The following is a 15090-nucleotide window of genomic DNA, read 5'->3' on the forward strand; positions in this document are numbered from 1 at the left end:
GCCAGGGGCTACGTGCCGGTCGGAAGCGTGTCGGGGAACTCGTACTCGCATCCCAGTTCGTCGAGCGGGGGCGCGTCCGGGTTGTCGCGGAACCACGAAACACATGCGTCGGCAGCCAAGGTGACGTCGCGGGTGAAGAGGTAGCCGTCGGTGCAGTCGTCGAAGTGGCCGTCGAAGAACCACCGGTCGAGCTCGAGCCCGTCCACAGCGTGAGTATCCAGCCGCAGCCGGCCGAGTACGGTCCGGGAGCGGCGGACCATCAGCACACCGACTGCCAGCACGTGTACCTGCACGCACACCACCAGATCCTCGTCCTCGTCCTGGTCGAGCGGAGCGACGTAGCCGCTCGGTCCCAGGTCGATGACGAGACCCGTCGGCTTGTCGGTGAACGAGTCGACGAGCCAGTCGATCATTCCGTCCCAGGTGTTGATCTCCGGGACGTCCGTGCTGTCGTTCACCGGCCGCCTCCTCTGTGGTTTCCTCCAGTGTGATCAACCGTAGCGCGGGACGCCGACACAAAAGCGGTGCACTCTGCCTGAATCCTGCGGATGTCGTTCAGCGCGATGCCGATTCGAAGTCGTCGAGAACCGCGACGATCCGACCGACGGTGTCCTCCAGGCCGACGCACCACTGTGATTCCGGTAGGGGAGCGCTGCTGTCGCGGAAGTGGATGCGGGCGAAAATGAGCACCCCGTAGGAACTTTCGACGCTCATCCCGCAGCTGTAGGGCAGAGACGAATTGGACTTCAGCAGCGCACGTCGACCGACGATTTCGGTGGGTACGATGTCGTCACCGTTGCCGGTGGCCTTCTGCCACTCTTCCTCGAAGGTGAAGTTGGCCGACATCACCGTCAGTCCGTAGCGGGCCAGGACTCCGGGTATGCGGAGGGTGCCCTTGTAGGAGCAGCCCAGCATGGTGTAATGCGTGGCGGCGAAGTCCGCTTCGTCTTCGGTTTCCGGGTCGTAGCCGGCGGTGGTGAGCACGTGGGCGGGGATGTCCAGGCACGGGTCGAAGGCGACGAGAGGCCGATCGGATTCGTCGACCAGGCGTGGCACTCGGGTCGTGGTGGTCGGCGCGTGCGGGGATGCGCCTACGGTGACCTCGGTAGGCGTGGGCGCGGCGCAACCGGTGAGCACGACGAGTGCCAGAAGCGCACCGGCTGCGATCGCGGTGCGGCGTCCGGTCACAGCTCGTCCTGGCTTGCACGGTGCAGGCGCTCGGTCCAGTCGTACTCGGCGGTCAGGAAGCCGTCCCCGCCGGCGGCGAACGTCTCGCGCATACCGCTGAGCACCGCGTGGAACTGTTCGAGCCGTTCATCGAGCGACTCGGGCGTGCCGTGAGCCTTGCGCACGAAACCGGCGCGTAGATCCTCTGCCGATCTGAAGCCCCCAAAGCTCGGCGCATCGGTGAGGCGTCTTGCGTTCAGCGCCGCTTCTCGCAAAGTCTCGAGCATGGTGTCGCAGATCGCGACGATCTCGTCGATCGTCTGCGGATCCAGACGAAGTCCTTCGGCCATGAAATCCCCCCATGATGTCCATCGGCCCGGGTACTGTAGCGCGCCGACGGCATGGGAACGCCACCGCTCGAACGCGAGGCACTGGCGACTGATGGGCGGGACGACCGGGAGTCTGCCGACTCGGTGAGCGTTGCCGCGCAAGCCGTCAGGTTTTCGGCATCGGGTCATCCGACAGTCGCAAGTAGGGGCGGTCCTTCTGTGTAAGGTGCATCGGGCACGTTGGGGACACAGGGGGCAACTGCATGGGGGAGAGCGTTTTCGTCGTGCCGGAAGAACTCCGGTTGCTTGCAGCAAGGGCTGCCGACGCCGGTGCCGCACTGGAGAAATGCACCGACTGGTCGGAGGTCGGGGATCTGCTTTCCGGATCGTGCACCGCGGTGGCATGTGAAGAGGTGTGGGTAGCCGTGGTCGCATCGACGTCCCAGTTGGCCGCTCGTCTGCGCGACGTGGCGATGAGGGCTGATGCTGCTGCGAACTCGTATTCGGAGGTGGATCGTGCGTCGGCCGACGCATTGCGCGACCTGCGGGGCAGAGTGTGAGTCCGGCGACGAGAGAGCAGGCCCAACGCTGGGACACCGCTTCGCTGGTCGTGATCGCAGCTGCATGGGAGGAACTTTGTGACGAGATCGACCGGCGTAAGCGCGACGTGGAGCGCGACTTCGACGACTCGCACCGGTTCTGGCTAGGAGCAGCCGGCGATCACGAACGCACCAGGATGCAGCGATTCGTGGATGCGGCGAATCGCGCGGCAGGAGCGCTCGAACTTTGTGTCGATGTTGCTCACCGCGGAGCCTCGAGCATCGAGGCCGCGCGATCGTACGTATTGCATGCCGTCGCGTCGGCGGAATGTGAGGGGTTTCGGGTTGCGAACGATGGGCGTGTCTCGGCGGTCGACGTGACCGGAGCCTCGAAAGAAGCCGCGAGCCGACACGAGACGGAAATTGTCCGCGCGTTGACCGTACTGGGCGACGAAGACGCGCGGGTTGCAACGGCGATGCGGAGAGCGCTCGAGTCGCTCTCCGCGATGCAATCGGACGAGGTTCGGTTTCCGGCGGACGTGGTGCTCGCAGGACCCGCGCCTGCCCCGGGGGCAGACTCCGGCGACGAGCGGCGGGCGGATGCCGCCGATGCATTCGAACGACTCACAGGTCGGCTCCCGCTCGACCCGGTGGACTGGGCGACGGCGTACATCCTTGTGGCGAACAGCTTCGCCGAGAAGTACGCGGGAGTCGGGCCGGAGGTCGTCGCGGGTCGGATCGGGCCCGTGCCGGGTCAGGGCGTAGTGCGGATCGGGCTCTACATCCCGTCCGAAACGGTGGTGAACCTGCCGCAGGATCTGGGTGACCATCGGTCCGAGGATCCCCGATTCGACGTCGAGGACACACGAGTCGCGATCTACGTCGACTACGAGAACGGCATGGTGATCGCCCGTCAGAATCCTTCGGTGTCGGTCGACGGTGACGTACGGGTCGGTGTGCCGACCGTAGACGTCCAGCAGGCGGCCGACGGTGCCGTTCGGATCCAGTACCACGCGAGAAACCCTCTCGCTCCGGATGTGTCGACACCAACGCATACGGTCAACGGTGACATCGTGATATCGCCGCGGCCGGAAGGAATTGCTGTCGACGGTGTGATCACGGACTACCCGGCGCTCGAGGTCTATCGGGATACGCCCATGGGCGGTACGGAAACTGTCACGATCGACCCTGCCGACAGCGGCAGCGAATACGGACCGCTCATCAACCTTCCGTTCCATCATTCGATCGGGGTCGGAACGGAAGCGTTCGAGCGTTTCAGGTCTGCGTACGCTCAGTTGCCGCCTTACGAGGCGGGGACACGTCCGGATGCGGATCCGCACCAGCCCACGAGGCTCGGTGGTACGGAGGATCCGCTTCGCGTGGTGGTCGTCCGATGATTCGGCCGGTCCTTCCGTCGGGAATCTCGCAACGGCTCGATCGGATCGGCTTCTGGGAGGCCGCCACGTGGTCCCTGCCGCTCGCCGCAGGCGGCGGAGCGTCGTTGTTCCTCGGTATCGTTGCCGCGATCGGCACGATCGACTATCGGGCGAACCCGCCGGAAGGGTGGATTCTCGTTGTCGTCGCCGCGGTCATGGCTGCCATCGCTGCTGTGCTGGCGCGCTCACGCGTCGAACGTCGCCGCGGCATTGCGCTCGGAGTCGGTGGGGCCGCGGTAGTTCTCTGTGTCGTGTGGTCGTTGTCGTGATGAGCCGTGAGTCGCGGTGGACCGATCGCATCGACTGGTTCGGCCCGGAGAGCTTCGCCGGGGCGCTGTGCGGACTGGTGTGCGTGGCGTCGGTCCCTCTCGGCATTGCCGGCAGCGACGCAGCGTGGCCGTACCTCGGTCCCCTCGTCGGTGGGGGAGTGCTGACGGCGTTCCGCGGGCCGGTCCGTCGATTCGGCACAGGGTTGGCCATCTCCAGCGTCGCGGTCCCGTCGCTGCTGGTCGGTGTTCTGTTGTTCGGTGGGGTGGCGGCGGCACTTCGATGAACGGCAGCCCAGGGCGGAGGGCACGTCCGGGCGGTCCCGTCGCCGCGATCCCCGTATGCTGCGGTAATGCCGGAGATCCGGGTCCTCGAGACCGAATCAGAGCTGCTGTCGGCGGCGAAACTGTTCCGTACCGCGATGATCGGGATGCCCGCCCCGAATCCGCTCCAGCCGGGCCAGATCCTGACCCAGCGCGAGCAGGGCCGCACGCTCGGCGCGTTCGTCGACGGGCAGTTGGTGGGCACCGTGGAGTCGGCGTCGAGCGGGATGATCCTGCCGGGCGGGCGCCGCGTCCCGCACGCCGCCGTCACGCACGTCGGGGTGCTGCCCACGCACACGCGTCGGGGCGTGCTGTCGGCGTTGATGCGGCACCAGCTGAGCGACGCCCAGGACCGGGGTGAGGTGGTGACGTCGCTGCGGGCCTCCGAGGCGACGATCTACGGCCGTTTCGGGTACGGCATCGCGACCACGACGCACACCGTCGAACTGGACGTGCGGCGGGCTGTCCTGCGTCCGTCGGTGGGGGAGGGCGGGCCGGTGCGGCTCGTCGACCCGCACGACGCGTGGGACCTGCTCTCGCGCATCGCCGACGACAATCCGTCGTCGCGGCCCGGGAGCATCGACCGCATCCCGCCTTGGTGGCGGTCGCAGGAGCACCGGATCGTCGGGGACCGCGAACCCCGGTACGTCGCGGTGCACGGCGAGCCGGGAGCGGAGACGGGCTTCGCCCGCTACCGCCCGATCGGCACCGACACCTGGTTCGGCAGCCGGGAGCGCACGGTCGTCGTCGAGGACTTCTTCGCGCCGACCCGCACCGCCTACCTGGGCCTGCTGCGGTTCCTGCTGAACCTCGATCTCGTCGACACGTTCGTCTTCGCCGCGATGCCGCAGGACGACCCGTTGCCGTGGTTGTTGACGGACTCGCGCGCGGTGCAGCTGCGCCGCGCCGGCGACGAGACGTGGCTGCGGATCGTGGACGTGCCCGCCGCGTTGCGGGAGCGGACGTTCGCCGGCCCCGGTGAGGTGCGGTTGGCGGTGGTCGACGACCGGCTGCCGGAGAACTCCGGCACCTACCGGATCTCGGCGTCGGGCGCGGAACGCGTGGACGAGCCGGCACAGCTGGAGGTGGACGCGTCCACGCTCGCCGCGACGCTGCTCGGCGGGACCCGCTGGCATCAGCTCGAGGTCGCCGGGCTCGTGCAGGTGCACGACGCGGACGCGCTGCCGGTGGTCGAGCAGTTGTTCGCGACGGCCTCGGCGCCGTTCGCGGGCGTCATGTTCTGAACCCGAGCCTGCGCCCGTTTCTGCGTGCTTGCACCCGTTTCGTCGCGCCGGAACGGATGCAAGCCGACAGGAACGGGTGCAAGGTCGGCTAGTTCGCGTCGGTCTGCGCGCGGCGCTTGCGCACCCGCTTGACCACGGCGTACCCGGCGACGAGCACGACGCCACCGATCACGACGTTCTGGAACACCGACGCGTACGGCTCGACGCGGGACCAGTTCGCGCCCAGGCCGTAGCCGGCGAAGACGAAGATGCTGTTCCAGATGAGGCTGCCCGCGGTCGTGAAGAGGACGAATCGCCACGCGGGCATGCGGGTGACGCCCGCGGGGATGGAGATCAGGCTGCGGAAGAGCGGGACCATGCGGCCGAAGAACACGGCCTTGCCGCCGTGTCGTTCGAACCAGGCGGTGGTGCGGTCGAGGTCTGCGACGTCGACGAGGGGAAGCCGGTCGACGATCCGCCGGATCCGGTCGGGGCCGATGCCGCGTCCGGCCGCGTAGAGCCCGAGGGCGCCGACGAGCGAGCCGAGGGTGGTCCAGAACAGGGCACCGAAGAGGGTGAAGCTGCCGAGGCTTGCGGCGAACCCGGCGAGCGGCAGGATGACCTCGCTGGGCAGCGGCGGGAAGAAGTTCTCCAGCGCGATCGCGATCCCCGCTCCGACGCCGCCGAGCCGGTCCATGAGGGACAGCGCCCAGCCGGCGAGGCCGTCGGTGGGGGCGCCGGCGTCGGCGGGTATGGCGGCGAGGAGTGCGGCAGTCACCTGATCCACCATAACGACCGATCACGCCGGATCCGGCCGACGTGAGGGCCGCCACGGCCGTCGTGCGGTCAGGATCCGGCGAGCGCGGCCTGCAGTTTCTGCACCACGGTGGGTGCCGGGTTCTGGTTCTGGGCGTTCGGGATGTCGCTGTTGACCGCGACGAGGATGATGTCGCGGGTGTCCTGGTTGTAGCCGAAGTAGGTGTTGAAGCCGGGCAGTTCGCCGGTGTGGCTGAGCCAGCCGTCGGCGTCGCCGAGTCCGAGCCCGTACGCCGCGGTCGCGGTGTTCGGCGGCAGCCCGTACAGGAACGACGACATCCGCACGTCCTGGGTCTGCTGGTCGTAGAGTCCCTCGCCGGTGCCGATGGCCTTCGCCCAGATCTCCAGGTCGTCGAGGGTGGAGATCATCGCCCCGGCCGCCCACGCCCACGACGGATCCCAGTTGGTGGCGTCGGTGGTCTGCCCCTCCGGCTGTCCCTGTTCGGTGACGCCGTCGAGGTGGGGGGAGGGGATGTCGGTGCCGTCGGGGAACGACGTCTCGCTCATGCCGATGGGCTCGGTGATCCGCTCGGTGATGTAGTCGCCCAGGCTCTGCCCGCTGACCTGCTCGACGACCAGGCCGAGGGCGATGAGGTTGGAGTTGGAGTACTCCCACTTCTCACCGGGCGCGAAGTTCGGCGGGTCACCACGCACGATGTCGAGCAGCTGCTCGGGAGTCCAGGGCTTGGTGGGGTCGCCGAACAGCTGGTTCTGGAAGTTCTCGTCGAAGGTGTAGCTGGGGATGCCGCTGGTCATGTCGGCGAGCTGGCGCAGGGTGGCGGTGTCGCCGTTGGGCAGGCCCGGCACGTACTTGCCGATGGGATCGTCGAGGGAGAGCTTGCCGTCCTGCATCAGCTGGAGGATCGCGGTGACGGTGAACGTCTTGGTGATGCTGCCGATGCGCGTGTGGTCGGAGGCGGTCGGGGGCTCGGTCGAGTCCCGGCCGGCGGTCCCGGAGCTGCCGGTCCACTCGTAGTCGGCGGTGATCACCCGCGCGACGACGCCGGGGAACTTGAAGTCGTCGCGCACGTCGTCGAGCGCGGCCTGGAACTGCTCGGCCTGGGCCGAGTCGGGCGCGCGGGTGGTCGTCGTCGCGGAGTCCTCGGTGCCGCTGTCGGAGCCGCAGGCGGCGGCCGCCAGAACGAAGGTGGTCATCGCAAGGATCGACAGCCGGCGCATGGCGTCTCCAGAGTTCGGGGGATTTCTCCGGATTTCAGTGTGACGTCTGCGCCGGGGTCATGCGCCGGATTCGATCATGTTCCCCCCGCAGCGGGGATATGCCGGTCAGTTCGGAGCCGAGAAGAGCCCGGAGTAGTCGTGCGGTCCGTGCCGGCGGGGATCCGTCTCGGCCTCGGTGGGAGTGTCCGCGTCGGCGGGGGTGCCGGGCTGAAGGAAGATCGGGTACTCGTGGTGCTGCATGGTGTCCTGTTCTGTGGTGGTAATCGTCGGGGGAAGCGGGTCAGTGTTCATCGGGCACACCGGCGACGGTCCGCATGATCTCGTAGGCGCGGTCGGGGTCGGTGTGGGGCGCGACGATCGTCAGCGCGAGCCGCGTGCCGTGTTCGCCGAACAGGTACATCAGAGTCGACGGCTGGCCGGGGATCGGACCGGTGATCTCGATGCCGTCGACGTCGTCGATGCGCCGCTGGGCGGAGCTGACCGCATTCCATTCGAACGCGATCCGCACGACGGGCCCGAGCCTCGGGGCGAGCGCCGAGACCAGGTCGTGCAGCTCCGAGGTGATGTTCTGGGTCCAGGGGAACCAGGCGCCGTCGACGGACGACGTAGGCGCCCCGGCAGGTCGCAGCAGGAGCCGCGGGGTGCGGGTGGGTTCGGGGAACGGTTGCGTTCCCGGCTGCGCCGGCACACCCCGGTCGGTGCCGCGCTGTCCGGGCCGCGGTGTGTGCGTCACGGGACGCTCCTTGGTCGGCCGCGAATCAGCCGGAAGATGTTCCAATCGGGGCCCACCGGGCGGGAAGCCCGATGCGAAATGCCCATCGATGACTCGAAGCCTACAGGGTGGGGTGGAAACGGGCGAATGCGCCGCGGGTCGCACCGGCGTTCGGACCGCGACGGGCCGGTGGCGGCGGTAATCTCACGGAGTGGACGAGTTGAACGAGAAGGGCGAACCGTTCGAACTCGCGTCGGACGGTCAGATCGACGTCACCCCGGAGATCGACGAGATCGGCGAGCTGCTGCGGAAGTCCGGCCGCAAGAATCGGATCGCCGACGTCGACGAACCGTGGCGGAACGGCTATCCGTACGACACGAAGATGACGCGGCGGCAGTACGAGGCCCGCAAACGCAAGCTGCAGATCGAACTGCTCAAGCTGCAGGCCTGGGTCAAGGAGCACAACGAGAAGATCGTCGTCATCTTCGAAGGGCGCGACGCGGCCGGCAAGGGCGGGGCGATCAAGCGGTTCACCGAACATCTCAATCCCCGCGGTGCGCGGGTGATGGCGCTCGAGAAGCCGACCGAGCGGGAACGCACGCAGTGGTATTTCCAGCGCTACGTCGAGCACCTGCCGGCGGGCGGGGAGATCGTGCTGATGGACCGGTCCTGGTACAACCGGGCCGGTGTCGAACGGGTGATGGGCTACTGCACCCCCAACGAGTACCGCGAATTCACGCGCTCCGCACCGGAATTCGAGCGGATGCTGGTGCAGTCCGGGATCCACCTGGTCAAGTTCTGGTTCTCGGTGGGCCGCGAGGAGCAGCACGCGCGGTTCGTCGCGCGCAGCACGGACCCCGTCAAGCAGTGGAAGCTCTCGCCGACGGACCTCGCGAGCCTCGACAAGTGGGATGCGTACACGGAGGCGAAGGAGGCGATGCTGTTCTACACCGACACCCCGCACGCCCCGTGGACCATCGTCAAGGCGAACGACAAGAAGCGTTCGCGGATCGAGGCGATGAAGTGGGTGCTGCATCGCTTCGACTACACCGGCAAGAATCCGCGCGTGGTCGGCACCCCGGATGCCCAGATCATCGGCTCGCCCGAGACGGTCTACGACGAGGGGGAGCGCCCCTCGGAGACCTTCCCGACGGTGTGATGTGCGCCCGGTGCGCGGTTTCGGGGCGCGGGCGACCGGGTAATGCGGGAGGGCTGCACCGACCGAGGTCGGCCGACATCGAAAGGACGTCACACCGTGGGAAGTCCGGAACAGCGCGATGACCGAGAAGAGCCCGTGGAGGCCACCGACCGTCCCGCCCCGGTCACCGGGGAGGACCTGGAGAACCTGGTGGACGACATGGAGAAACGGGTCGAGAGCGAACGCGAGGAGGAGGGCGTCGAGGGCAGCGTTTCGGACCGCGAGGAGCAGCGTCCGATCGAGACCGGCGACGAGGCGCCGGACTGACCGGCCCCTCTCGTGACGGATCGGCCGCCGACGATGCCCGGTGCCACGACCCGCAGCTTCGTCCTGTTGCCGGGGGCGGGGTCGGACTCGTGGTACTGGCACCGGGTGGCGCCGTTGCTGCGCGGGCACGAGGTCGTGCCGGTCGACCTCCCGTACACCGATCCCGGCGCCGACCAGTACGCGTACGCGGACGTCGTGGTGGCGGCCTGCCGTGACCTCGCGCGCCCACCGACGGTGGTGGCGCAGTCGATGTCCGCGTTCACCGCGGCGATCGTCGCCGAGCGGATGCCGGTCCACGCGCTGGTCCTGGTGGCGCCGATGATCCCGGCGCCGGGCGAGTCGCCGGGACAGTGGTGGTCGGCGGTGGGCCAGGCCGAGGCGAAGCGCGCGCAGGACGTCGCCGACGGACGTGACCCGGACGCGCCGCTGGATCCGCGCGCGTTGTTCTTCCACGACGTGCCGGACGACGTCGTCGACGAGGCGTTCGCGCACGAGCAGCCGGACATGGCGGAGTCGGCGTTCGAGCCGGCGTGGCGGGCGCAGCGGTGGCCGGACGTGCCGGTGCGGGTGATCGCGGGCCGGCACGACCGGCTGTTCCCGCTGCCGCTGATCGAGCGGCTCGCGCACGAACGCGTGGGGGTGGAGCCGGAGGTGATCGACACCGGCCACCTGCCGGCCCTCGCCCGCCCGCCCGAACTGGCGTCGCTGCTGCTGCGGGAATGATCTGACCGGGACGCTACCGGTTTCCGTTGCGGGACTTGCCGTTCGACGTGGACTCGCGCTGCCCGCCGGTGAACTGTGCCGCCGCCGCGGCCGGCATGGGCTCGTAGCGCAGGTGCATCCGGGAGAACTCCGCGGTGCCCTGCGTGAGCGACCGCAGATCCACTGGGTAGCGGGCGAGTTCGAGTTCGGGGACCTCCGCGCGCAGCAGAGTGCGGCCCGGCTCGGCGCTCTCGGTGCCCAGGACCCGGCCGCGCCGGGCGGACAGGTCGCCGAGGACGGCGCCGAGGTACTCCTCGGGCAGGATCACCCGCACCGCGGCGACGGGTTCGAGCAGCGTGACCTCGGTGTGTGTGGCGGCGTCACGCAGGGCGAGCCCGGCCGCGGTCTGGAACGCGGCGTCGGAGGAGTCCACCGAGTGCGCCTTGCCGTCGACGAGGGTGACGCGGACGTCGATGAGCGGGTTCCCGGTGGCCACCCCCTTGGCGGCCTGCGCCCGCACGCCCTTCTCCACGGACGGGTAGAACTGCCTGGGCACGGCGCCGCCGACGACGCGTTCGGCGAATTCGATGCCGCCGCCGAGCGGCAACGGTTCGACCTCGACGTCGCACACCGCGTACTGGCCGTGCCCGCCGGACTGTTTGACGAGCCGGCCGTGGCCCTTGGCCGGGGTTGCGAACGTCTCGCGCAGCGCCACCCGGTAGGGGACGGCGTCGACGTGGACGCCGTGGCGGGTGCGGAGCCGGTCGAGGACGACCTCGGCGTGGGCCTCGCCCGTGCACCACAGCACCAGCTGGTGGGTGTCAGGGTTCTGTTCGAGGCGCAGGGCCGGATCCTCGGCGGTCAGCCGGGCGAGGGCCTGGGAGAGCTTGTCGTCGTCGCTGCGGGTGTGGGCCTCGACGGCCACCGGCAGCAGCGGCTCGGGTAGCGGCCAGCGGTCCAGGAGGGTCGACTCCCCCGCGTCGGAAAGGGTGTCGCCGGGCTGGGCGGTGAGGAGCTTGGCGATGCAGACCAGGTCGCCGGCGACGGCCTCGGGCACCGGGCGCTGTTGCCGGCCGAACGGGCTGGTGAGGGTCGCGACGCGTTCGGTGGTGTCGTCGCCGGCGGCTCCGGCCAGCCGGATCGTCGTGTCGGGCCGCAGGGTTCCGGAATACACCCGCACGAGGCTGATGCGTCCGACGTAGGCGTCCCCGGCCACGCGGATCACCTGCGCCGCCAGCGGTGCCTCGGGGTCGGCGGCGGGGGCGGGCGGGCGACGGTGGGTGGGGTCGGGGAAGGCCATCGCGAGGAGGTCGAGGAGCTCGGCGGCACCCACCCCGTAGTCGGTGGTGGCGAGCGCGGGATGCAGTGCGCAGTCGACGATCTCGTGCCGCAGCCCCTCGTCGAGGGATTCGGTGTCGAGGGCTTCGCCCGCGAGGTAGCGCTCCATGAGGGTGTCGTCCTGGCCGGAGATCGCCTCGACGAGGCTCTCGCGTGCGGCGCCGGTGTCCGGCACGGCGGCAGGATTGCCGTAGCCGCGGCCGGTGAGCAGATCGATCGAGCCGCAGGGGCGGCCGCCGTCGAAGACCGGCACGTAGACCGGGCGCAGGGTGTCCGGGCCGAGGTCGAACGCGTCGTGGCACGCGGTGAGCATGTCGTCGAAGCCGGTGCGGGCGACGTCGAGCTTGGAGACGACGATGGCGCGGGGGATCGCGGTCTCGGCGCACTCGCGCCACAGGGTGCGGGTGGCGGCGGAGATGGGATCGGTTGCGGAGACTACGAATACGGCCGCGTCGGCGGCGTGCAGTCCCGCGCGGACCTCGGCGTCGAAGTCCGGGTGCCCGGGGGTGTCGATGATGTTGATCTTCACCCCGTTCCACGCGAGCGGTAGCACGGCCAGCTGCACCGAGCGACGGTGCTGCTGTTCGATCGCCTCGTAGTCGGAGACTGTGGTGCCGTCGGCGGTCCGGCCGGCCCGGCCCACGGCGCCGGCGGCCAGCGCGAGGGATTCGGCGAGGGTGGTCTTGCCGACCCCGCTGCAGCCGACGAGGACGACGTTGCGGAGCTGTGCGGGGCGCTCGACGGCGGGCGCCCGTTCGGTGCGTGCGGCAGAGCGGTCGGGCATCGGCGACTCCTCCCGTGGCCTGTGCCAAAAGTGTAGGAGGCGCCTCCGTCGCCGTGGCGTCTTTCGGGCACGCCGACGATCCGGAAAGGCACCACGAAGCCCGCGCGTCGGCTACTCTCAACCTGAACTTGAGGTTTAGGGAGGTCCTCGTGGTGGTTGCCCGGCGTCCGGCACTCGTCCGCCTGCTCACGACCGGTACGGCCCTCGCCGCCGTGACCGTGCTGGGTGCGGGAGCCGCCGTCGCGGCACCCGGCACCGGGTCGAACTCCGGCTCCTCGGTGCCGGCCGCCTTCCAGGAGGACCCCGGCCCGCTGCCCGAGCTGCGTGACATCGAGACCGCGGCCATCGTGGGGGAGACCCCGATCGCCGAACGCGCGGTGCGGCTGACGGTCGCGAGCCCCGCCCTGCGCCGCGACGTGGGCGTCGAGGTCCTGCTCCCCGCCGACAACTCCGTCCCGCGTCCCACCCTGTTCCTGCTCGACGGGGTCAGCGCCCGCAACCACACGAGCGGCTGGATGAACATCGGCGGCGCGCCCGCCTTCTTCGCCGACAAGAACGTCAACGTCGTCATGCCCAACGGTGGGCGCGGCAGCCTCTACAGCGACTGGCTGCAGTCCGACCCCAAGCTCGGGCTCAACAAGTGGGAGACCTTCCTCACCCAGGAACTGCCGCCGCTGCTCGCCGCGCGGCTGAACAGCAACGGGGTCAACGCGATCGCCGGGAACTCGATGGGTGGGCAGGCGGCGATGATGCTCGCCCACCGCCACCCCGAGCTGTACCGGGGCGTCGCCGCGTTCAGCGGCTGCTACTCGACCGTCGACCTGCTCGGCAGCGCCGTCGTGCAGACCAGCACCTCGTCGCAGGGCGGCGACGCCGTGAACATGTGGGGGCCGCCCGGCAGCCGGGAGTGGGCCGAGCACGACACCGTCGCGCACGCCGAGAACCTCGCCGGCAAGGAGCTGTACCTGTCCGCCGCGACCGGCGTGCCGGGACCCCACGAGACACCCGACACCCCGGACCTCGCACGCACCCTCGTCCTCGGCGGCATCCTCGAGGCCGGCTCGCGGATGTGCACCCAGCGGCTCGAGGAGCGCCTCGGGGCCCTGAAGATCCCCGTCACCGTCACCTACGAACCCGTCGGGGTGCACGCGTGGGGCTACTGGCGCGACCAGCTGCCCAAGGCGTGGCCGACGCTCCAGCGCGCCCTCGAGACCCGGCCCTGACCCGCCGCGGCGGGCCGGACCGGCTTCCCGCTGCGCGTCGGACCCGCGTCGTACGCTGCCTGTGAAGCACATCACTCAGGGGAGAAGGACCGACACATGAACAACGTGCTCGATCGCACGAAGATCTACATCGGCGGCGAATGGGTGGACTCCGACGGCACCGGCCGGATAGACGTGATCGCCCCGGCCACCGAGGACGTTATCGCTGTCGTCGCCGAAGGCACCGCGCAGGACGTCGACCGGGCCGTCCGCGCCGCGCGTGCGGCGTTCCCGGCGTGGTCGGCGCTCAGCGGCGCCGAACGGGGCGCCCACCTCGGCAAGGTCGCGGCCCTCATGGCCGAGCGCATCGACGAGCTCGCCGAACTGGTCTCGCGCGACATGGGCATGCCGGTGGCGCTGGCCAAGCCGGTCCAGATCGGCATGCCGCTGAAGAACATCACCCGCTACGCCGAACTCGCCGCGACCTACGACTTCGACGCCGGGGAGGTGGGCAACGCCCTCATCGTCCGGGAACCCATCGGCGTCGTCGGTGCCATCACCCCGTGGAACTACCCACTGCACCAGGTGGTCCTGAAGGTCTTCGCGGCCCTCGCGGGCGGCTGCACCGTCGTGCTCAAGCCGACCGAGGTGGCGCCCCTGATCACCTACGCGCTCGTCGACCTCTGCGACGAGGCCGGGCTGCCGCCCGGCGTGTTCAACCTCGTCAGCGGATACGGTCCCGTCGTGGGGGAGGCCATCGCCGCGCATCCCGACGTGGACATGGTGTCGTTCACCGGCTCCACCCGCGCGGGCAAGCGCGTCGCCGTCGTCGCCGCGGAGACGGTGAAGAAGGTCGCGCTCGAACTCGGCGGCAAGTCTGCCAACGTCATCCTCGACGACGCCGACCTGACCCGCGCCGTCACCGACGGCGTCGCCCAGTGCTTCCTGAACTCCGGGCAGACCTGCTCGGCCCTGACCCGCATGCTCGTCCCCGCCGAGCGGATGAACGAGGTGGCGGCCCTCGCCGAACAGGTCGCGCGCGCCTACACCGTCGGCGATCCCGCCGCGGCGACCACCCGCCTCGGGCCGCTGGTCAACGCCAACCAGTTCAAGCGGGTGCGGTCCTACATCGACAAGGGCATCGAGGAGGGCGCCGAGCTGGTCCTCGACGGCCGCGAAACCGGCCTCGGCACCGGCTACTTCGTCGGACCGACCGTGTTCGCGAACGTGACCGAGGACATGACGATCGCGCGCGAGGAGATCTTCGGGCCGGTGCTGTCGATCATCGGATACCGCGACGAGGACGACGCCGTGCGCATCGCCAACGACAGCGACTACGGGCTCTCCGGCGGCGTCTGGTCCGCCGACCGCGCCCGGGCCGAGCGAGTCGCTCGGCAGCTGCGCACCGGGCAGGTCTACCTCAACGGCGGCGCCTTCAACACGGACGCACCGTTCGGCGGCTACAAGCACTCCGGTGTCGGCCGCGAGGCAGGCGTCTTCGGCCTCGAAGAATTCCTGGAGGTCAAGGCACTGCTGCGGTGAGAGGTCCGTCACGTTCGGGCCTCGCCGAACGATAGACGGGGAGACGGCATCGGTTTCCCCGGGCCG

Annotated in this window: 18 protein-coding genes; 10 read left to right on the forward strand and 8 right to left on the reverse strand. The window is 69.6% G+C overall.

All coding sequences use genetic code 11. The annotated features are described in order from the left end of the window. Nucleotides 1-8: 8 nt before the first annotated feature. From LZP97_RS03785 to LZP97_RS03795, 3 genes are all read right to left on the reverse strand, one after another. Nucleotides 9-458: a hypothetical protein gene (locus tag LZP97_RS03785; RefSeq protein WP_048772956.1), complete on the reverse strand. Its 450-nt coding sequence runs from the start codon at nt 456-458 to the stop codon at nt 9-11. Between the two features lie 97 nt (nt 459-555). Then, nucleotides 556-1188, reverse strand: a complete 633-nt coding sequence (locus LZP97_RS03790) for a DUF3558 domain-containing protein (protein WP_048772953.1) — start codon at nt 1186-1188, stop codon at nt 556-558. After that, complete coding sequence (locus LZP97_RS03795; RefSeq protein ID WP_048772952.1) at nt 1185-1517, reverse strand: hypothetical protein; 333 nt, start codon at nt 1515-1517, stop codon at nt 1185-1187. The genes LZP97_RS03790 and LZP97_RS03795 overlap by 4 nt, the downstream gene beginning before the upstream one ends. A gap of 242 nt (nt 1518-1759) precedes the next feature. Between LZP97_RS03795 and LZP97_RS03800 the strand changes: the two genes are divergently transcribed. From LZP97_RS03800 to LZP97_RS03820, 5 genes are all read left to right on the forward strand, one after another. Continuing rightward, a complete protein-coding gene (locus LZP97_RS03800) occupies nt 1760-2056 on the forward strand; it encodes a type VII secretion target (RefSeq protein ID WP_082170378.1) in 297 nt (98 codons plus the stop codon). Beyond that, nucleotides 2053-3432, forward strand: coding sequence for a hypothetical protein (locus LZP97_RS03805; protein WP_234574973.1), 1380 nt, complete (start codon nt 2053-2055; stop codon nt 3430-3432). Before LZP97_RS03800 ends, LZP97_RS03805 begins: the two co-directional genes overlap by 4 nt. Then, entirely contained in the window at nt 3429-3740 is a 312-nt protein-coding gene (locus tag LZP97_RS03810; protein WP_048772945.1) for a hypothetical protein, read from the forward strand. Before LZP97_RS03805 ends, LZP97_RS03810 begins: the two co-directional genes overlap by 4 nt. After that, nucleotides 3740-4024 carry a hypothetical protein gene (locus LZP97_RS03815; protein ID WP_048772943.1) on the forward strand — a complete coding sequence of 95 codons (285 nt, stop codon included), beginning with the start codon at nt 3740-3742 and terminating at the stop codon, nt 4022-4024. Before LZP97_RS03810 ends, LZP97_RS03815 begins: the two co-directional genes overlap by 1 nt. Nucleotides 4025-4090: 66 nt before the next feature. Further along, the gene (locus LZP97_RS03820) at nt 4091-5305 is read left to right on the forward strand and encodes a GNAT family N-acetyltransferase (RefSeq protein WP_048772941.1); all 1215 of its coding nucleotides are present in this window, start codon (nt 4091-4093) and stop codon (nt 5303-5305) included. Nucleotides 5306-5393: 88 nt separating this feature from the next. On the opposite strand, the gene LZP97_RS03825 is transcribed toward LZP97_RS03820, so the two are convergent. The 4 genes from LZP97_RS03825 to LZP97_RS03840 all read right to left on the reverse strand — a co-directional run bounded on the left by LZP97_RS03825 (nt 5394) and on the right by LZP97_RS03840 (nt 8012). Then, nucleotides 5394-6074, reverse strand: a complete 681-nt coding sequence (locus LZP97_RS03825; protein WP_048772937.1) for a DedA family protein — start codon at nt 6072-6074, stop codon at nt 5394-5396. 56 nt (nt 6075-6130) lie between these two features. Beyond that, nucleotides 6131-7279, reverse strand: a complete 1149-nt coding sequence (locus LZP97_RS03830) for a serine hydrolase domain-containing protein (protein ID WP_048772936.1) — start codon at nt 7277-7279, stop codon at nt 6131-6133. A gap of 105 nt (nt 7280-7384) precedes the next feature. After that, nucleotides 7385-7570 carry a hypothetical protein gene (locus LZP97_RS03835; protein ID WP_124258589.1) on the reverse strand — a complete coding sequence of 62 codons (186 nt, stop codon included), beginning with the start codon at nt 7568-7570 and terminating at the stop codon, nt 7385-7387. Then, nucleotides 7560-8012 (reverse strand): DUF5994 family protein, encoded by a 453-nt coding sequence (locus LZP97_RS03840; protein WP_010595785.1) that lies wholly within the window; start codon nt 8010-8012, stop codon nt 7560-7562. Before LZP97_RS03840 ends, LZP97_RS03835 begins: the two co-directional genes overlap by 11 nt. Nucleotides 8013-8202: 190 nt before the next feature. Between LZP97_RS03840 and ppk2 the strand changes: the two genes are divergently transcribed. The 3 genes from ppk2 to LZP97_RS03855 all read left to right on the forward strand — a co-directional run bounded on the left by ppk2 (nt 8203) and on the right by LZP97_RS03855 (nt 10179). After that, nucleotides 8203-9150: a polyphosphate kinase 2 gene (gene ppk2 / locus LZP97_RS03845; RefSeq protein ID WP_010595786.1), complete on the forward strand. Its 948-nt coding sequence runs from the start codon at nt 8203-8205 to the stop codon at nt 9148-9150. A gap of 135 nt (nt 9151-9285) precedes the next feature. Next, on the forward strand, nt 9286-9456 hold the full coding sequence (locus LZP97_RS03850) for a hypothetical protein (protein WP_017680406.1): 171 nt from the start codon (nt 9286-9288) through the stop codon (nt 9454-9456). A gap of 33 nt (nt 9457-9489) precedes the next feature. Beyond that, the gene (locus LZP97_RS03855) at nt 9490-10179 is read left to right on the forward strand and encodes an alpha/beta fold hydrolase (protein WP_010595787.1); all 690 of its coding nucleotides are present in this window, start codon (nt 9490-9492) and stop codon (nt 10177-10179) included. Nucleotides 10180-10192: 13 nt separating this feature from the next. Here the strand turns inward: LZP97_RS03855 and LZP97_RS03860 are convergent, their stop codons facing one another. Further along, nucleotides 10193-12280, reverse strand: a complete 2088-nt coding sequence (locus LZP97_RS03860; protein WP_048772933.1) for an elongation factor G-like protein EF-G2 — start codon at nt 12278-12280, stop codon at nt 10193-10195. 149 nt (nt 12281-12429) lie between these two features. Here LZP97_RS03860 and LZP97_RS03865 point away from each other — a divergent pair, with 149 nt between their 5' ends. Both LZP97_RS03865 and LZP97_RS03870 read left to right on the forward strand, forming a co-directional pair. After that, complete coding sequence (locus LZP97_RS03865; protein WP_010595789.1) at nt 12430-13503, forward strand: alpha/beta hydrolase; 1074 nt, start codon at nt 12430-12432, stop codon at nt 13501-13503. Nucleotides 13504-13599: 96 nt separating this feature from the next. After that, the gene (locus tag LZP97_RS03870; RefSeq protein ID WP_010595790.1) at nt 13600-15024 is read left to right on the forward strand and encodes an aldehyde dehydrogenase family protein; all 1425 of its coding nucleotides are present in this window, start codon (nt 13600-13602) and stop codon (nt 15022-15024) included. The last annotated feature ends 66 nt before the right edge of the window (nt 15025-15090 follow it).

It is taken from the genome of Rhodococcus sp. DMF-1, assembly GCF_021441945.1.
Lineage (GTDB): Bacteria > Actinomycetota > Actinomycetes > Mycobacteriales > Mycobacteriaceae > Rhodococcus > Rhodococcus ruber.

What these genes read in the sequence shown, in the direction of transcription:
- LZP97_RS03795 (WP_048772952.1), bottom strand. Translation starts at nt 1,517, where the DNA reads ATGGCCGAAGGACTTCGTCTGGATCCGCAGACGATCGACGAGATCGTC.
- LZP97_RS03800 (WP_082170378.1), top strand. Translation starts at nt 1,760, where the DNA reads ATGGGGGAGAGCGTTTTCGTCGTGCCGGAAGAACTCCGGTTGCTTGCA.
- LZP97_RS03810 (WP_048772945.1), top strand. Translation starts at nt 3,429, where the DNA reads ATGATTCGGCCGGTCCTTCCGTCGGGAATCTCGCAACGGCTCGATCGG.
- LZP97_RS03815 (WP_048772943.1), top strand. Translation starts at nt 3,740, where the DNA reads ATGAGCCGTGAGTCGCGGTGGACCGATCGCATCGACTGGTTCGGCCCG.
- LZP97_RS03820 (WP_048772941.1), top strand. Translation starts at nt 4,091, where the DNA reads ATGCCGGAGATCCGGGTCCTCGAGACCGAATCAGAGCTGCTGTCGGCG.
- LZP97_RS03825 (WP_048772937.1), bottom strand. Translation starts at nt 6,074, where the DNA reads ATGGTGGATCAGGTGACTGCCGCACTCCTCGCCGCCATACCCGCCGAC.
- LZP97_RS03830 (WP_048772936.1), bottom strand. Translation starts at nt 7,279, where the DNA reads ATGCGCCGGCTGTCGATCCTTGCGATGACCACCTTCGTTCTGGCGGCC.
- LZP97_RS03835 (WP_124258589.1), bottom strand. Translation starts at nt 7,570, where the DNA reads ATGAACACTGACCCGCTTCCCCCGACGATTACCACCACAGAACAGGAC.
- LZP97_RS03855 (WP_010595787.1), top strand. Translation starts at nt 9,490, where the DNA reads ATGCCCGGTGCCACGACCCGCAGCTTCGTCCTGTTGCCGGGGGCGGGG.
- LZP97_RS03860 (WP_048772933.1), bottom strand. Translation starts at nt 12,280, where the DNA reads ATGCCCGACCGCTCTGCCGCACGCACCGAACGGGCGCCCGCCGTCGAG.
- LZP97_RS03870 (WP_010595790.1), top strand. Translation starts at nt 13,600, where the DNA reads ATGAACAACGTGCTCGATCGCACGAAGATCTACATCGGCGGCGAATGG.